Origin of the sequence: Collinsella sp. AM18-10 (assembly GCF_003471585.1) — a bacterium.
GTDB lineage: Bacteria > Actinomycetota > Coriobacteriia > Coriobacteriales > Coriobacteriaceae > Collinsella.
This window is the reverse complement of the sequence record NZ_QRJO01000013.1, coordinates 1-16,822: the sequence shown is the minus strand read 5'-3', so window position 1 is coordinate 16,822 and position 16,822 is coordinate 1. Positions and strand designations below refer to the sequence as shown.

Annotated in this window: 13 protein-coding genes; 9 read left to right on the top strand and 4 right to left on the bottom strand. The window is 61.1% G+C overall.

Annotated features, from left to right (window positions below):
• Nucleotides 1–4 precede the first annotated feature (4 nt).
• Nucleotides 5–451 (top strand): low molecular weight protein-tyrosine-phosphatase, encoded by a 447-nt coding sequence (locus DW211_RS07840; protein WP_117635561.1) that lies wholly within the window; start codon nucleotides 5–7, stop codon nucleotides 449–451.
• 226 nt (nucleotides 452–677) lie between these two features.
• On the opposite strand, the gene DW211_RS07835 is transcribed toward DW211_RS07840, so the two are convergent.
• Both DW211_RS07835 and DW211_RS07830 read right to left on the bottom strand, forming a co-directional pair.
• The gene (locus DW211_RS07835; protein ID WP_199408661.1) at nucleotides 678–1,007 is read right to left on the bottom strand and encodes a TIGR04076 family protein; all 330 of its coding nucleotides are present in this window, start codon (nucleotides 1,005–1,007) and stop codon (nucleotides 678–680) included.
• Nucleotides 1,000–1,824 (bottom strand): PfkB family carbohydrate kinase, encoded by an 825-nt coding sequence (locus tag DW211_RS07830; RefSeq protein WP_117635562.1) that lies wholly within the window; start codon nucleotides 1,822–1,824, stop codon nucleotides 1,000–1,002. The genes DW211_RS07835 and DW211_RS07830 overlap by 8 nt, the downstream gene beginning before the upstream one ends.
• 221 nt (nucleotides 1,825–2,045) lie before the next feature.
• On the opposite strand from DW211_RS07830, the gene DW211_RS07825 reads away from it, so the two are divergent.
• The 4 genes from DW211_RS07825 to DW211_RS07810 all read left to right on the top strand — a co-directional run bounded on the left by DW211_RS07825 (nucleotide 2,046) and on the right by DW211_RS07810 (nucleotide 7,721).
• Entirely contained in the window at nucleotides 2,046–3,218 is a 1,173-nt protein-coding gene (locus tag DW211_RS07825) for a Fic family protein (RefSeq protein WP_117582978.1), read from the top strand.
• A gap of 247 nt (nucleotides 3,219–3,465) precedes the next feature.
• Complete coding sequence (locus DW211_RS07820) at nucleotides 3,466–3,972, top strand: MarR family winged helix-turn-helix transcriptional regulator (RefSeq protein WP_117582977.1); 507 nt, start codon at nucleotides 3,466–3,468, stop codon at nucleotides 3,970–3,972.
• Entirely contained in the window at nucleotides 3,965–5,809 is a 1,845-nt protein-coding gene (locus DW211_RS07815) for an ABC transporter ATP-binding protein (protein ID WP_233540977.1), read from the top strand. Before DW211_RS07820 ends, DW211_RS07815 begins: the two co-directional genes overlap by 8 nt.
• The gene (locus DW211_RS07810; protein ID WP_117716362.1) at nucleotides 5,802–7,721 is read left to right on the top strand and encodes an ABC transporter ATP-binding protein; all 1,920 of its coding nucleotides are present in this window, start codon (nucleotides 5,802–5,804) and stop codon (nucleotides 7,719–7,721) included. Before DW211_RS07815 ends, DW211_RS07810 begins: the two co-directional genes overlap by 8 nt.
• Before the next feature lie 309 nt (nucleotides 7,722–8,030).
• On the opposite strand, the gene DW211_RS07805 is transcribed toward DW211_RS07810, so the two are convergent.
• The gene (locus tag DW211_RS07805; protein WP_233503035.1) at nucleotides 8,031–8,909 is read right to left on the bottom strand and encodes a LysR family transcriptional regulator; all 879 of its coding nucleotides are present in this window, start codon (nucleotides 8,907–8,909) and stop codon (nucleotides 8,031–8,033) included.
• Nucleotides 8,910–9,142: 233 nt separating this feature from the next.
• Here DW211_RS07805 and DW211_RS07800 point away from each other — a divergent pair, with 233 nt between their 5' ends.
• From DW211_RS07800 to DW211_RS07785, 4 genes are all read left to right on the top strand, one after another.
• Nucleotides 9,143–10,024, top strand: a complete 882-nt coding sequence (locus DW211_RS07800; RefSeq protein ID WP_118260164.1) for an SDR family NAD(P)-dependent oxidoreductase — start codon at nucleotides 9,143–9,145, stop codon at nucleotides 10,022–10,024.
• 84 nt (nucleotides 10,025–10,108) lie between these two features.
• Nucleotides 10,109–11,365 (top strand): MFS transporter, encoded by a 1,257-nt coding sequence (locus DW211_RS07795; protein WP_118260162.1) that lies wholly within the window; start codon nucleotides 10,109–10,111, stop codon nucleotides 11,363–11,365.
• 68 nt (nucleotides 11,366–11,433) lie between these two features.
• Nucleotides 11,434–12,474, top strand: a complete 1,041-nt coding sequence (locus tag DW211_RS07790) for a Gfo/Idh/MocA family protein (RefSeq protein WP_006235665.1) — start codon at nucleotides 11,434–11,436, stop codon at nucleotides 12,472–12,474.
• A gap of 421 nt (nucleotides 12,475–12,895) precedes the next feature.
• Complete coding sequence (locus DW211_RS07785) at nucleotides 12,896–15,043, top strand: Tex family protein (protein WP_118260160.1); 2,148 nt, start codon at nucleotides 12,896–12,898, stop codon at nucleotides 15,041–15,043.
• A gap of 885 nt (nucleotides 15,044–15,928) precedes the next feature.
• Here DW211_RS07785 and DW211_RS07780 read toward each other — a convergent pair.
• A complete protein-coding gene (locus DW211_RS07780; protein WP_233540976.1) occupies nucleotides 15,929–16,633 on the bottom strand; it encodes a transaldolase in 705 nt (234 codons plus the stop codon).
• Between the last annotated feature and the right edge of the window lie 189 nt (nucleotides 16,634–16,822).

Here is a 16,822-nt window from a genome sequence, read left to right as displayed (position 1 = left end):
GCTCATGCAACGCATTCTTTTTATCTGCTGTGGAAATATCTGTCGCTCGACGATGGCTGAGTCCGTGTTTACCGAGCTAGCGCGCCGCGCTGGACGCGCGGGCGAGTTTGTCATCGATTCTGCAGCAACCTCAACCGAAGAGATCGGCAACCCGCCGCATCATGGCACGGTCGCCAAGCTGCGCGAAGTCAGGATTCCCGTCGTCGCACATCGCGCACGTCAGGTGCGGCGCGCGGAGTATGGCAACTGGGATCGCATTGTCTATATGGATGCTGAGAACGCGCGCGGTCTGCGTCGCATCTTTGACGACGACCCCGACGGCAAGATTACGCGCTTGCTCGATTGGACCGAGCGCCCCGGCGACGTGGCCGATCCCTGGTACACCGGCAACTTCGATGCCACCTACCGCGACGTGCTCGCCGGTTGCACCGCTATGCTCGAGCAGCTGTAATCGATGAAATGCAGAGTTTTTAGAGCCACAAATCGGATGAAATGCAGAAATTTGACCTTACTCGCACGCAGAACAACGACGATAACGCCTAAGCACGGGCATAAACGAGATCGGGATTCCCATATACAAATCGAGCGTGGATTTTCTCCCACTTTGAGCGCGAAATTGCGTCCAAAACGGGAAAAATCCACGCTCATTATCTCGGCGGGAGAAAATCCTCGCTCGACTACTCGTCGACGATCTCGGCGAGCCAGACGTTCAATGTATCGACCTCGGGGCAGCAGAACTTTGCCGTGCCGGGCTCGTTGCCGGGCACGGTTCCGCCGTAACGCAAGATGTCAATGTAAGGAAAGCCCACATGGCAGGCCATAGCGCACATCTTGCCGCGGTCTCGGTCAAAGTCAAAGACATCGCCTGGCTTGTGACCATGATGGCAGCGGCACGTTCCCAACTGGTCCACGCAGCTAATGCGGATACGCGGACGCTTGCCACGCGGCGCGCCGAGCGGCTTGCTCTCGCCTGCAGGCTTGGCGCCGCCCTCGTCAGCGTTACTCATGGTCAATCACATCCAGGCAGGCCTCGATGGGAAGGCCAGCCGACTTGTCCTCTTGGTCGGCATTGCGCTCGATAAGCTCGGCCACCACACGCATGGCATCGGCCGTGGCACACTGGAGGCTCCAACCGTTCATCACGCGGCCCATGAGCACGGCCGAGAACGTATCGCCCGTACCCGGGAAGTACACCGGGATCAGCTCAAACGGAATCTCAAAGTATTCCCCCGCCACATGGTCGTAGCCGATGACGGCACTCGCCCCATCTACCTTCGCACTCGTAATGACAACCGACTTGGTGCCCAACGCGAGCATGGCGTCCACGAGCGTGCGGGCCTCATCGGCCGTAATCTCTTCGGCGATAGGCGTATCGGTGAGCAGGCACGCCTCGGTATAGTTGGGCACCGCGTAGTCGGCGCACTCGACCAAGCTGCGCATGAGTCCGATGGTCGACTCGGGCACGCCGGCATAGAGCTTGCCGTTATCGCCCATGATGGGATCGACGAACACCCTGGTGCCCTTTTGAGCGCGGCGGTGGCAAAAGTCCGAGATGATGCGCGTCTCCTCCTCGGTCACGATAAAGCCGGTCGAGATAGCATCAAATTCAAAGCCGAGCTCCTCCCAGATAGCGAGGCTCTGGCGCACGTACTCCGTGGTGTCGTGAATGTAGAACTTGGGATAGTTGAGCGTATCGGAAACGAGCGCCGTCGGCAGGTTGTGGATGCGATAGCCCATGTGCGACAGTACCGGCAGCATGGCCGAGAGCGCGACCTTGCCGTAGCCGCACATATCGTTGATCAGCAGCAGCTGAGTGTTCTTCATGAGTGTCCCCCTTGGGTCGGGCGCGGCGCGATGTCGCCATAATGCGACTAAGTGTAGCGCAGTGCAATCTAAGTCTTGCCTTCGGATGTAAGACCAAGTTTGGGCGTAATTTTGTTCTTAGAGTTTTTCTGACGCTTCTTATTGCAGAAACTTGGCCTTAGAAGGCGCTATAAAATTCTAAGAACAAGTTTTGGCTCAAATTTGTTCTTAGGACACTAACGATGCTCGCACCCATCACACCCGGACGACAGGGAAACGTCAGGCACAACCTTTCAGGAGCCCTCGCCTATGATTCGTTTAGACCCGCCAATATGGATTCATTCTTTCCAATCAATTTATCCGCTGATTCCATGCGGCTTGTCTCCGATTGCCGCGCCATACTCGGCGAGGTTGAGGGCATGTCTCGCTTTGTTCCGAACATCGACATGTACCTTTCTATGTACGTTCGCAAGGAAGCGCTCTTGTCCTCTCAAATCGAGGGTACGCAATGTACGTTCGATGATGTTCTTGACCCGTCAAACGAATCCAATGCGAGCCGGGACCTAACCGACGTCGTCAACTACACTCGAGCGGTGCAGCAGGCGACCACGCTCATGGAGGAACTGCCACTCTGTATGAGGCTGCTCAAATCCGTCCATGCCACATTGCTTGGAAATGGCAGAGGCTCCGACAAGACGCCGGGCCAGTTCAGGACGACTCAGAACTGGGTCGGACCAAACGGCTGCACGCTCAATGAGGCCCCGTATGTCCCTCCCAACACGGAGGATATGAAGGAGGCACTTGGCGACCTCGAGCTTTTCATCAACGAGCGTGACGACATCGATCCAGTCATCAAGGCCGCTTTGGTGCACTACCAGTTTGAAACCGCGCACCCGTTCCTCGACGGCAACGGACGCCTCGGGCGTCTGCTCATCCTCCTTTCGCTCATACATGATGGGGCGCTCACCAAGCCGGTCATCTACCCCTCGTATGAACTCAAACGACACAGGAGCGAATACTACGATTGGCTTATGCGCGTAAGGCAGAGAGGCGATTTTGAGGGATGGGTTTCGTTTTTCAGTACCTGCTTGCTTGCAAGCGCACGCGAGGCGCGGGATTCGATGCGGAAGCTTGTCGACCTCCATTCGGAAACCGAAAGGCTGATTCGCGAAAAGGCGGGAAGGGCTACGACGAACGCCCTTATGCTACTCGACCTTCTCGAGGGCAATCCGATCGTCGACACCGCCTTTGTGTCTGAACGAATGCAGATTAGCAGATCGAGCGCAAACAACCTTATATCCCAATTTACCGATTGGGGCATTCTTGTCCAACGTGATACGAGCAGGAAACGATACCGCACGTTTTCATATGAGCCATATCTCGCCATCCTCCGAACCGGCGACGAGCCGCTCTAAGTCTCGGAAAGCCAAGGGGCGAGACCGGCAGCTGCCAGTCTCGCCCCCTTAATGAACCTATCGAAAACTCCGGGATACGCCGTGGCCCGCTGAATCTACGCTGCGAAGACTGTCCAAGATTCCCCTGGCACCGGCACCCCAGCACTGCCACAAAATCGATTCGGTACCTTGACAATCAGTTAGGTACCTCTAGAATCACTTAGGTACAAAACAATTTCTCTACCTAACTAAAGAAAGGAGCAACACCATGTGCGACGAATGCATCGACCTCTGCCCCCATACGCCGGGCGGCGACCCCATCGAGCCTGCAGATTCGCCCGAGGCGCAATCGCAATCGGATGCACTTGCCAAGCGCATCCTTAACGGGCTTGGCTTCTGCGGCCATTACATGCACTTTCATGGCGGAGGCGTATCCGGCAAGGCGCCCATCATCTGCCTGCTGGCCAAGCAACCCGGCGGCGAGATGTCGCAGCAGGAGCTCGGCATGCACTTTGACCTCAAGCCGGGATCGCTTTCCGAGATCCTGTCCAAGCTCGAGCTCAACGGCCTCATCGAGCGCAGCCGTAACCCCAAGGATCGACGGCAACTCACCATTCGCCTGACCGAAACCGGCCGGGAAAACGCCCGCATCGACCAGGCGGCCCGCATCCGCTTTAGAGAACGGGCCTTTAGCGCGCTCACCCACGACGAGCGCGAGGACCTCGCCGAAATGCTCGATAAAATCCGCGTAACCTGGGAGGAACTGGATGATTAAAACCCTCATGGGCAGCATCCGCGACTATATGAAAGTCACCGTTGCCACGCCGTTGCTCGTGCTTGGCGAGGTGCTCTGCGAGATGCTGATTCCATTTATCACCGCCAACCTGATCGACGCCATCAAAGACGGCGCCACCGTAGCCGAGATGCTTCCCACCGCAGGCTTTTTGGTGCTCATCGCGCTGACGTCGCTTGCTTTTGGCGCCGCGGCCGGCGTCACCTGCAGCCATGCAAGCTGCGGCTTCGCCAAGAACCTGCGTCACGACCTGTTCTACAAGATCCAGACGTTCAGCTTTGCCAACATCGATGAGTTCTCGAGTTCATCGCTCGTCACGCGCCTGACCACCGACATCAACAACGTTCAGCAGGCCTTTATGATGATCATCCGTATCGCCGTGCGCGCGCCGCTGGTATTGGTCTTCGCCTTTACCATGGCGTTTATCATGGGCGGCAGCGTCGCCATGGTCTACCTGGTCATCATTCCGCTGCTGGGCTTTGGACTGTTCTTTATCATCTTTAAGGTGCGCCCCATCTTCTCGCGCGTGTTCCACAAGTACGATGCCCTTAACGAGTCCGTCGAGGAAAACGTCACCGGCATGCGCGTGGTTAAGAGCTACGTGCGCGAAGACTTTGAGAAGGAGAAGTTCGCGACCGCCGCACGCGACGTCCAGATGGACTTCACCCGCGCCGAGAAGCTGCTCGCCTTTAACAACCCCATGATGAACATCTGCGTCAACGGCGCGTTTGTCGTCATCATCTACCTGGGCTCCAAGCTCATCATCACAAGCCAGGGCACGCTGTTCGACGTGGGCCAGCTCTCCTCGACCTTTACCTATGGTTTCCAGATTCTCATGAGCCTGATGCAGCTGTCGATGATCTTTGTCATGGTGACCATGGCCGACGAATCGGCACACCGCATTGCCGAGGTGCTGGCCGCCGAGCCCACGATCGCCAATCCCGCCGAACCCGTGCTCGAGGTTGCCGACGGTTCCATCGACTTTGACCACGTGAGCTTTAAGTATTCCGCGCATGCGAAACGCCAGGCGCTCGACGATATCGACCTGCACATTACGAGCGGCGAGACCATCGGCATCATCGGCGGCACCGGCTCGGCCAAGTCCACGCTCGTCAACCTCATCGCCCGCCTGTACGACGCCACCGAAGGCACCGTGCGCGTGGGCGGCATGGACGTGCGCGACTACGACCTGGACGCACTGCGCCACCAGGTCGCCATGGTGCTGCAGAAAAACGTGCTGTTTAGCGGCACCATCGCCGAGAATCTGCGTTGGGGCGACCCGAACGCCACCGACGAGGAAGTCCGCGAGGCGGCACATCTGGCCTGCGCCGATGAGTTTGTCGACAGCTTCCCCAAGGGCTACGACACCTGGATCGAACAGGGCGGCTCTAATGTTTCGGGCGGTCAGAAGCAGCGCCTGTGCATTGCACGCGCCCTGTTGCGTCGCCCCAAGATCTTGATCCTGGACGACTCCACCAGCGCCGTCGACACCAAGACTGACGCCAAGATTCGCGCAGGCCTGGCAAGCTATCTGCCCAACACGACCAAGCTCATCATCGCCCAGCGCATCAGCTCCGTGCAGGACGCAGACCGCATCATTGTCATGGAGGGCGGCCGCATCGCACAGATCGGCAACCACGAAGAGCTGCTCAAGACGAGCGAGATCTACCGCGAGACCTTTACCTCGCAAAACAAGATGTCTGCCGAAGGTACGCAAGACGCCGACGACGTCTCTGGCGACGCGAACACGGCGGCAGACAACACCGACATGACCGCAACGCAAGCTCAGACCCAGGAAGGAGGCGAGGCCCATGAGTAAGGCAACGACCGCCGAGCGCGCGCTCAACCGCAAGGGCGGCACCATGTCGCGCCTCATCAAGACGCTCTTTGGCTTCTATCCCGTGCTTTTGCCCCTTGTCGTCGCCGGCGTGGTGCTCTGCGCCATCATCAACTCCATCGGCGCGACCTTCCTGCAGAGCGCCCTGCAGATTATTAGCGAATCGTGGCAGTCGGGCGATTGGGAAGCCGCACAGCCCAAGATTCTGCAGCTCGTGACCACCCTCGCCTGCATCTACGGCGTCGGTGTCCTGTCCTCGCTCTTCTGGAACCGCGCCATGGCTATCGTCACGCAGGGCTCGCTCGAGAAGCTGCGCGAGATGATGTTCAACCGCATGCAGGACCTACCGATCCGCTACTTCGACACGCACCAGCGCGGCGATATCATGAGCCACTACACCAACGACATCGATACGCTGCGCCAGATGATCAGTCAGTCGCTGCCCAACCTGCTCATGACGATCATCATCATTGTCACGGTGTTCTTTATCATGCTGTACTACAGCGTGTGGATGTGCCTGGTCATCATCGCCGGCGTCGCCTTTATGACCTTTATGACCAAGCTGCTCGGCTCCAATTCCGCGCGTTTCTTCATTGCGCAGCAGACCGAGCTCGGCGTGGTCGAGGGCCATATCGAGGAGGTCATGAACGGCCAGAAGGTCGTCAAGGCGTTCTGCCACGAGTCTGCCGCCGAGGCCGATTTTGACGAGCGCAACGAGAAGCTCTTCGAGGTCTCGCAAAAGGCCAACATGTACGCCAACATCCTCATGCCCATCCTTATGAACCTGGGCAACCTGCTCTACGTGCTGGTGGCCCTTGCCGGCGGCATTTTCCTGGCACTGGGCGTGCCCAACCTGAGCATCTCGGGCATGGCGCTGTCCATCGCCGTCGTGGTGCCGTTCCTCAACATGACCAAGCAGTTCTGCGGACAGATCGGCCAGATCTCGCAGCAGATCAACGCCGTGGTCATGGGCCTCGCCGGCGCCGACCGCATCTTTGAGCTCATCGACGAGAAGCCCGAGGCCGACGAAGGCTACGTGACGCTCGTCAACGCACAGGTGAACCCCGAGACTTGGGAGTTCGAGGAGGCTGACCACCACACCGGCATGTGGGCATGGAAACATCCGCACCGCGCAACCGGCGAGATCGAGTACGTACCGCTGCGCGGCGACCTGGTCATGGACAACGTCGACTTTGGCTACACGCCCGACCACGAGGTGCTGCACGGCGTGTCCGTGTTTGCCAAGCCGGGCCAGAAGGTCGCGTTTGTCGGCGCCACCGGTGCCGGCAAGACGACCATCACCAACCTCATCAACCGCTTCTACGACATCGCCGACGGCAAGATCCGCTACGACGGCATCAACGTCAACAAGATCCGCAAGGCCGACCTGCGCCGAAGCCTGGGCGTCGTGCTGCAGGACGTGAACCTGTTCACCGGCACCGTGATGGATAACATCCGCTACGGCAACCTGGATGCGACCGACGAGGAGTGCATCGCGGCGGCCAAGCTCGCGGGCGCGGACGACTTTATCACCCGCCTGCCCGACGGCTATGACACCATGCTCACCGGCAACGGCGCCCAGCTGTCGCAGGGCCAGCGCCAGCTGATCTCGATCGCCCGCGCTGCCGTCGCCGATCCGCCGGCAATGATTCTGGACGAGGCAACGAGCTCCATCGACACCCGCACCGAGGCTATCGTGCAGGCGGGCATGGATAAACTCATGGAGGGCCGCACGACGTTTGTCATCGCGCACCGCCTGTCCACCGTGCGCAACTCCGACGCGATCATCTGCCTGGACCACGGCCGCATCATCGAGCGCGGCAACCACGACGAGCTGATCGCCAAGCGCGGGTATTACTACCAGCTGTACACGGGTGCGTTTGAGCTGGAGTAGGAACGGTTACTGACGGAGGGTTCCCCGGGGACGGGCGGGGTATTTCCTCCGCGCTCAAACATTCTCGCTGCGCTGCGAAACTGCGCGCGGAGGAAATACCCCGCCCGTCCCCGGGGCGCCCTCCTGCGCGCAGTCAGCCCGTCGTTTAGAACGGAATAAAAGTTAGTGAGGCCCTGGCCGTTTGGCCAGGGCCTCGTTTTGTTAGTCTTTTTGGGACGGGGCTTTTTGACTACTTTGAGGGTGCGCAGGCAGGGCGGCGAAAGTAGCTAAAAAAGCCCCGTCCCAAAAAGACTACCCGCGCCAAATGAGCTAGTTGAGGAGTTGGGCCATGGCGTTGACGAATTTTTGTACTTGGAGGGTGGGCTCGAGCGGGTAGTGCAAGAAGACCGGCACCTCGCGGCCGCATAGGAACGGCACGCCCACAAAGGCCGGGTGCACACCCGACCATGCGCCGCAGGTGAGCACCGCGTCGCCCTTTTCCTCGGCTTCGTTAAAGAGCGCAAAGTCGAAGCTATCCACGTCGATCACGTCCACGCCGCCGTCGGCCAAAAGGTCAATGCGCAGGCTGTCCATGGCGTCGTTGCCGTGGCGCAGTACGCGCAGACGCATACCCTCCAAGTCGGCGATCGAAATACGGTTCTTGCGTGCCAGCGGGCTCGTGCGCGGCAGGTCGATATAAAACGGCACGTTGACAATGCGGAGCTTTTGGCAGGCATCACCCCAGCGCGGGGTCGAAAAACTCGACTGCACCACATCCACCTCGCGCCCCAGACCTCGCATGACGGTCTCGCGCTCATCGTAAAGGTCCCCCACCGGCACAATCTCAAAACGCAAGCGCGGCTCCATGTCGTGCACCTGCGGCCACAGCGCGAGCGTGTGGCGCCCCGGGCACATCATCGATACGCCCAGGCGCACCGCACCGCCATCGCCCGCCGCTCGCCGGGCGCGGCGCAACGCATCCTCGGATTGGCGCATAATCGAGCGCGCGTCGTCCACCAACAGCGCGCCCGCCGGCGTCACCTTGACGCCCGAGTGCGAGCGCTCGAACAACGTGATGCCAAACTCGGCCTCGAACCCCGACACCTGTTTGACGAGCGCCGGGGTCGACACGCGCAGCTTTGCCGCGGCACGCGAGAAACTTCCCAGCTCCGCGGCGGCCGAAATAGCGTCAAGTCGTCGATCGTACACGTCAATCTCCCGTTTTCGCACGCGCGGGCCCACAGCGCCGCAGGGGGTCGTTTTCGCAGGTCACACGCTCAATTGCGAACAAACCTCAATGCACAGTGTAAACCTACGGTTAACGCCATTCTAACAAATATGCAATTCACCTGCGCGAACGCTAAGCATACGATAACCAGCGAAAACCACGTGGGTCGGTTAATGGGAGCGACCCACAGGGAGGCACAAGAAGGGAAGTTCCTATGAGCAATTGGCTTAAGCTCGAGGGCGATGTCTGCGCCGTGACTGGCGCGCTCGGCGGTATGGGCGCCGAGATTTGCCGCGAGTTCGCCCGCAACGGCGCCAACGTCGTCTTGCTCGACCTAGACGAGGAGAAGGTCAAGGCAGCAGCCGCCGACCTCGCCGCCGAGTTTGGTATCCACGCCGAGGGCTACAAGATGAACGCCACCGACGAGGCCGAGGTTCAGGCTGCCGTCGACGCCACCATCGCCAACTTCGGCCGCGTCGACGTTCTCGTCAACACCGCCGGCATCCTGCGCTTCGCCGCCATGGAGGACCTGCCGCTAAGCGACTGGGAGCAGGTGCTCAACGTCAACCTCACCGGCTACTTCATCACCTCGCAGCGCTTTGGTCGCGAGATGATCAAGGCCGGCCAGGGCCGCCTAGTGCACATCTCGACCGTTGCCAGCCACTCCCCCGAGACGTTCTCGGGCGTGTACAGCTCCACCAAGGCGGGCGTCAACATGATGTCCAAGATGCTCGCCGCCGAGTGGGGCCCCTACGGCGTCCGCTCCAACTGCGTCGAGCCCTGCTTTGTCAAGACACCCATGTCGGCAAGCTTTTACGCCGATCCCGAGGTCGAGAAGAGCCGCAGCCGCCTCATCGCCACGCGCCGCATCGGCGAGGTCAGCGATATCGCCAACGCCGTCATGTTCCTGGCGTCCAAGCGCTCGGACTTTACCACCGGCGACGCCATCAAGGTCGACGGCGGCTTCTCCAACATGATGGGCGACCTCACCGCCAAGCCCGGCGGCCGCCGCGCCTTTGCCGACAACTACCTCAAGAACAAGGGCGTCGAGCTCTGGTCCGATGAGTCCGGCGTCGCAAAGCCGACTGACCAGTAAACCAGCCCGGTAGAAAGGGGCGCGGGGCAAGCACCTCAGCGGCGTTTGCCCCTCCCCTCCCCCGTATCGATTAGAAAGAGTCCAATGGCTTCCAACAACTCCAACAAGGGTCGCGCCGTCGTGCTTTCCGCCGCGTGCGTCACCATGTTCTTCATCAGCTCCATCGCGCTGTACTCCGTCGTGTCCAAGAATCTGCTCGCCGTCTACCCCGAGTGGTCCAGCGCACTTACCTGGGCTTTCCCGGTCTTCCAGACCATCATGGCCGTGACGGGCATCTTCGCCGGCCGCATCTCCGATAAGATCGGCCCCCGCAACGTCGTAATCGCCGCCGCCGTGTGCTACGGCGTGGGCTGGTTCATGTCCGGCACCGTCACCGAGCCGTGGCAGTTCTACCTGTGGTTCTCGCTCGTCGCCGCCATCGGCAACGGCCTGGGCTACAACCCCGCGCTCACCACCGGCCAAAAGTGGTTCATCGACAAGAAGGGCCTGGCCTCCGGCATCACCCTGGCCGCTTCGACCGCCGGCCCCGCCGTGCTGTCCCCGGTGCTCGCCTCGCTGCTCATCCCGAGCCTCGGCATCTTTGGCGCCCTTAAGGCACTCGGCGTTATCTTCTTTGTGACGATCGCCGCCTCCGCCCTGTTCCTGAAGGCCCCCGAGGCCGGCTGGCTGCCCGAGGGCTTCGAGGCCCCCAAGGGTGGCGCACATGCCGGCACCTTCGGCGACCTCACCCCGGGCGAGATGGTCAAGACCCCGCGCTTCTGGGTCCTCATCGTCACCTTCGCTTTTGCCGCCACCGCGGGCACCCTGCTCGTGGGCAAGGTTGCCTCCATCGCCGCCGTCCAGCTCTTCGCCGACCCCACGAGTGCCGCGGCCGTCGCCCTCGGCGGCGTGGTGGTCTCCGTCAACACCTGCGCCAACCTGGTCGGCCGTCTGTCCTTTGGCCAGATCATCGACAAGATCGGTGCCTACAAGTCGCTGCTCATCAGCCTTGTCGTGACCATCGTCGCCCTCGTCATCATGTCGATGAGCTTTACGCAGAGCATGTTCTTTGTGGCGCTCGCCCTGCTCGGCTTTAGCTTTGGCGCCCTGCTCGTCATCTACCCGCCGCTCACCGGTGGCGCCTTTGGCACCAGCAACATCGGCGTCAACTACGGCATCATGTTTTTGGGCTACGCCGCCTCCACCTGGATCAGCCAGCCCATCACTGCCGTGCTGTATCACGCCGAGGCCGGCAGCGCCGCCTACCAGCAGTCTTTCTACGGCGCCACTGTGATCGCCGCCATCGCCGTCGTGCTCACCGTCTACATGATGGTCTCCGACAGCAAGAAGAAGTCCGCCTAGTTTTGCTTGACGCGGCAAGGGCCGTCCTCTTGCCGCATTCCACCGGTCACCAGTATTAAGGAGTCGAAATGTCTGAGCTCAACCCCGTCCGCATTGCCGTTATCGGCGCCGGCGCCATGGGCCGCAACCACATCCGCTTTGTCACCGAGGAGCCCGAGGCCGAGCTCGTCGCCATCGCCGACGCCTTTGAGGGCGCCCGCGCCACGGCCGAGGCCGCCGGCGTGCCGTTTTACACCGATCCCGCCCAGATGATGGACGAGGTCAAGCCCGAAGCCGTCATCATCGCCACGCCCAACGACCTGCATCTGGGCGTTGCCCGCGAGGCCGTGAAGCGCAACATCGTGCCGCTGGTCGAAAAGCCGATCTCCAACGACCTCGAGGATGCCCAGGCCTTCGCCGCCGAGGCCGAGACCGCCGGCGTGCCCGTGCTCGTGGGTCAGCACCGTCGTCACAACCCCTTCGTCAACAAGGCCAAGGAAATCATCGAGTCCGGCGAGCTGGGCAAGCTCACCGTGTCGAGCTTCCACTACATGATCTACAAGAACGACGAGTACTTCGATGTCGAGTGGCGCCGCAAAAAGGGTGCCGGCCCGATCCTGGTTAACCTGGTTCACGACGTCGACCTGCTCCGCTATCTGCTGGGCGAGCCCGTTGCCGTCCAGGGTATGCAGTCCAGCGCCGCCCGCGGTTTTGAGACCGAGGACTCCGCCGTGGTCAACGTCCGTTTTGCCGATGGCGCGCTCGCAAGCATGACCATCTCCGATGCCACCGCCAGCCCCTGGAACTGGGAGGCGACTGCTCGCGAGGACCCGCAGTACCGCCCCTTCGACGCCGACGCCTACTTCATTGGCGGCACCAAGGGCGCCCTTTCGCTGCCCCGCCTGCACCAGTTCTCCTACGACGGTGCCTCCAACTGGCACAAGCCGCTGCAGATGGAGATTCCGGCTGTCGACCCGGCACTGCCGCACAAGATGCAGCTCAAGCACTTTGTGAAGGTTGTCCGCCGCGAGGTCGAGCCCGTCGTGACCCCCGCCGACAACGTCAAGACGCTCACGCTGCTTAACGCCATCAAGGAGGCCGCCGAGACCGGTCAGCTCGTCGAGCTGTAATGCCTTAAGAGCGGCCGCGGCAGAAACCCCATGCCGAGTCCCTCGGTCCGCCACAAATAAGCCCCTCTTCTTTGCCCCGCGAGCAGCCTCCTGCCCGCGGAGCATTTTGCTACTTCGCTGACGATTTTTCTGAGGCGGGGGGCCTTTTTGCGCCTCAGCTTGGTTCGTTCGCCACGAAATGTGCCTATCTACTACGTTTAACCGATCGCCCTCAACCATGCCAAATTTCGCGGAATAAAAACCGCAGGTAGACGAGTTGCGCATTTTCGGAAAACCGGGGGATGGTCGACCCACACGGTTCAAACGTAGTAGATAGGCCGCTTTCGTGGTTCCGCGCCAAAACAGTCTTTTTTGGGCGAAGTGGCAGGTGGTATCCTTGGTAGCCCTGTGCTGCAAACGCACCTTAAACGCAAGGAGTCCCATGGATCTTATCGCCCAGCTCGCGCGCGAGCTCAACCTTAAGGCCGCCAACATTGAGGCGGCCGTCAAGCTCATCGACGAGGGCAACACCATCCCCTTTATCTCGCGCTACCGCAAGGAAGCAACGGGCGGCATGGACGACGTCGCCCTGCGCGCACTCGACGAGCGCCTGTCTTACCTGCGCAATCTTGAACAGCGCAAAGAGGACGTCATCCTGCTCATCGACGCCCAGGGCAAGCTCACGCCCGAGCTCGAGGCGCAGATTCGCGAGGCCACGCAGCTCCAGCGTGTCGAGGACCTCTATAAGCCCTACCGTAAAAAGCGCATGACCCGCGCGCAGAAGGCCCGCGAGGCAGGTCTGGAGCCGCTTGCCAACATGGTCATCATGCAGGCCTCGGCCAAGGGCAGCGCGCTCGACGCCGCCGCGGCATACGTCAACGAGGAGGCCGGCTTCGACACGCCCGAGAAGGCGCTCGCTGGCGCCGCTGACATCGTGGCCGAGACGGTAGCCGAGGACCCCGAGAACGTCGCCGACGTGCGCGCCTTTACGCAAAACACCGCCGACATCGTCGTCGAGGCAACCGACCCCGCCGAGAAGACCCCCTACGAGCCCTACTACAGCTATGACGAGCCGTTGCGCCGTATACCCAACCACCGCGTGCTGGCTATCGACCGCGGTGAGCGCGAGGGCAAGCTCCGCGTGCGCGTGAATGTCGACGGCGTTGCCGCCACGGCGCGCCTCAGCAGCCGTTGGCCCCGACGCCAGGGCGTGTTTGCTCCCATCTTCGATGCCGCCATCGCCGACGGCTACAAACGCCTCATGGCTCCCTCGCTGGAGCGCGAGGCCCGCGCCAAACTCACCGTTCGCGCCCAGACCGAGGCCATCAACGTCTTTGCCAAGAATCTCGAGGGCCTGCTCTCGGCGCGCCCCGTGCGCGGCGCCCGCGTACTCGCGCTCGACCCGGGCTACCGCACCGGCTGCAAGGTCGCCGTCATGGACGAGACCGGCAAGCTGCTCGACCACGGCGTGGTCTACCCCACCAAGCCGCGCCACGACGTCGCCGGCACCAAGCGCGAGCTCGCCCGCCTCGTCAAAAAGGACGGCGTCAACACCATCGTCATCGGCAACGGCACCGCCAGCCGCGAGACCGAGGAAGTCGTCTCGGAGTTCATTGCCGAGCAGGCGTCCAGCCTTCGCTACACCATCGTTAACGAGGCCGGCGCGTCGGTGTACTCCGCCTCCGAGCTCGCCAGCCAGGAATATCCTGACCTGGACGTCACCGTACGTGGCGCCATGAGCTTGGGCCGTCGCCTGCAGGACCCGCTGGCAGAGCTCGTCAAGATTCCGCCCCAGTCCATCGGCGTGGGCCAGTACCAACACGACCTTGACCAGGCCGAGCTCTCGCGCACCCTGGGCCACGTGGTGGAGGACGTCGTCAACCGCGTGGGCGTCGACGTCAACACCGCGAGCGCAAGCCTGCTGGGATACGTATCGGGCATCACGCCGAGCGTGGCAAAGAACATCGTGGCGTACCGCGAGGAAAACGGCGCCTTTACCGATCGCCGCCAGCTTAAGAAGGTCCCCAAACTTGGACCCAAGGCATATCTCAACGCCGCGGGCTTTTTGCGCATCAGCGGCGGTAAGAACCCGCTCGACGCGACAAGCGTCCACCCCGAGAGCTACGAGGTGGCCACGGCCGTCCTGGAGCGGGCCGGCGTTGCGGCAAGCGAGCTCAGCCGCGGCGGCGTGCCCGACATCGAGCGCCGTCTGGGCAGCATTTCGGCACTGGCAAGCGACCTGGACTGTGGCACCCTGACGCTCATCGACATTGTCAACGAGCTCAAGAAGCCCGGTCGCGACCCGCGCGACGACGCGCCCGAGGTGGTCTTTAGCCGCTCGGCACTTTCTATTGACGACCTGGAGCCCGGCATGGAGCTCAAGGGCACGGTGCGCAACGTCGTCGACTTTGGCGCCTTCGTCGACGTGGGCGTGCACCAGGACGGCCTCGTGCACATCTCCAAGCTGGCCAGCCGCTTCGTCAAGCACCCCAGCGACGTGGTGCGCGTCGGCGACACGGTGAAGGTATGGGTAGAAAAGGTCGATCGCGACCGCAAAAAGATCTCCCTCACCATGGTGCGGGGCAAATAAGCCGCTGCAGGCGCTCGGCGGGCCCCATTCCGCCGAGCGCCTCTCCTTCTAAAACGATTTGGCGATATCCCGAAGTGCGAGACGCCGTTTCCGCTAATCATCACCTGCAATTTTTGAGATATTCGGCCTCGCTGGGCCGCGATAACACTTCTTCAAAGTGCAAGCTCAACAAATAGGCATCAGATATTCCACAAACGTCCCATATCTGCACCCGCAGAGGTGCGGTACGGGACGTTTTTCAGCCATATTGGCAATCTTGACGGCACTCTGAGGCCGAATATCTCGATTTCTGTTGGTGGGACACTTATGGGCACGAGCCGCAAAGACCTCGTTTGCCCGGTAGAGCTGTTCAACCACGTCAAGCATGAGATCTTGCATGCGCGGAACAAAGGGATAATCGAAGGGTCTTGGGCGACTTGCGCGTCGCCCCGAACACATAGCCGGCAGGGTCCTTTGCCTTGGCGATGACTGCCAACTCGGGGCCGGATCGTTTTCGATACTTGATAGATATGGATTAGAAGATCATTAGATTACAGGTTGATCCATAATGCGGTACCGCGTTGTCCACGCGATGCCGTCGGAGCCCACGCCGCCGTCCGAGGTGACGCCGGCCGCGTAACACGAATCGTCATCCGGCGAACGAAGCCGCCAGTGGCACGCGGCGTTGCCATCCGAGCCCAGCCCCATTACTGCCCGAGACAGTTGGCGGGGTAGCACTGTCGACCCCCATCGGAATAAAGGTAGCGATTCAGCTCAGGACCTACCGACGGGTTCGTGTCGGCAGCCCCGGCCTTTCCTTTGCCTAGCGCGACCCTCGCGAAGCGCGTGAGCGATAGGGAAAGGAAAGGCCGGGGCGAACAACCCGCGGCGCAGCCAGTGTTCGCGTTACGGCAAGATATGGAAGCCCAAAGCGGCGATATCCTTGGCAAAGCCGCGCACGGTGTCGAGCGAGACCTCGTACGGATCACGGCCGATGTTCTTGCGCTTGGCCAGGATGCTGTTGGGCACCGTGATGATCTGGCAACCGCAGGCCTCGGCCTGGTAAATGTTGATGAGCTCGCGTGTGGATGCCCACAGGACCTCGCAGCTGGGCTTGGCGGCGGCCTTCTTGACCGACTCCGTCATAAACGGAATGGGGTCGACGCCGGTGTCGGCGATGCGGCCGGCAAAGAGCGAGATGATGGACGGCGTCTCGGCGTCAACGGCCTCGACCATCTCATCGACCTGCTCGGGCGTAAAAATGGTGGTGACGTTGACCTTGATGCCATCGGCCGAAAGCTTGCGCACCAGCTCGGCGGTGGACTCGCCCTTGGTAGTCACGCACGGAATCTTGACGTAGACGTTCTCGGCCCAGGTAGCGATCTCGCGGGCCTCGACCTCCATGGTCTCGACGTCGTCGGCAAAGACCTCAAACGAGACGGACACATCGGTGATGTGGGCCAGGACCTCCTTGGCAAACGCGCGGTAATCCGTCACGCCGCCCTTCTTCATAAGGGACGGGTTGGTCGTGAAACCCTGAACGTTGCCGTTCTCGTACATGTCGAGCATGCCCTCGAGGTTTGCACCGTCAGCGAACACCTTGATTGCCATCTGCCTGATTCCTTTCGTTAGCATACGGCCGATAAACTGCTAAACACTTTACCTACGTTTATCAAGGCGTGAGCTGCGGGTTTTCATCTTCTCGGCGAACGGTTTTGCAGTTTTACCATTTTTATATCGACACCCCAGCGGCAAAACGTTTGGCTCTGTTAGACCAGGATTGACATTCCGCCCCATCAT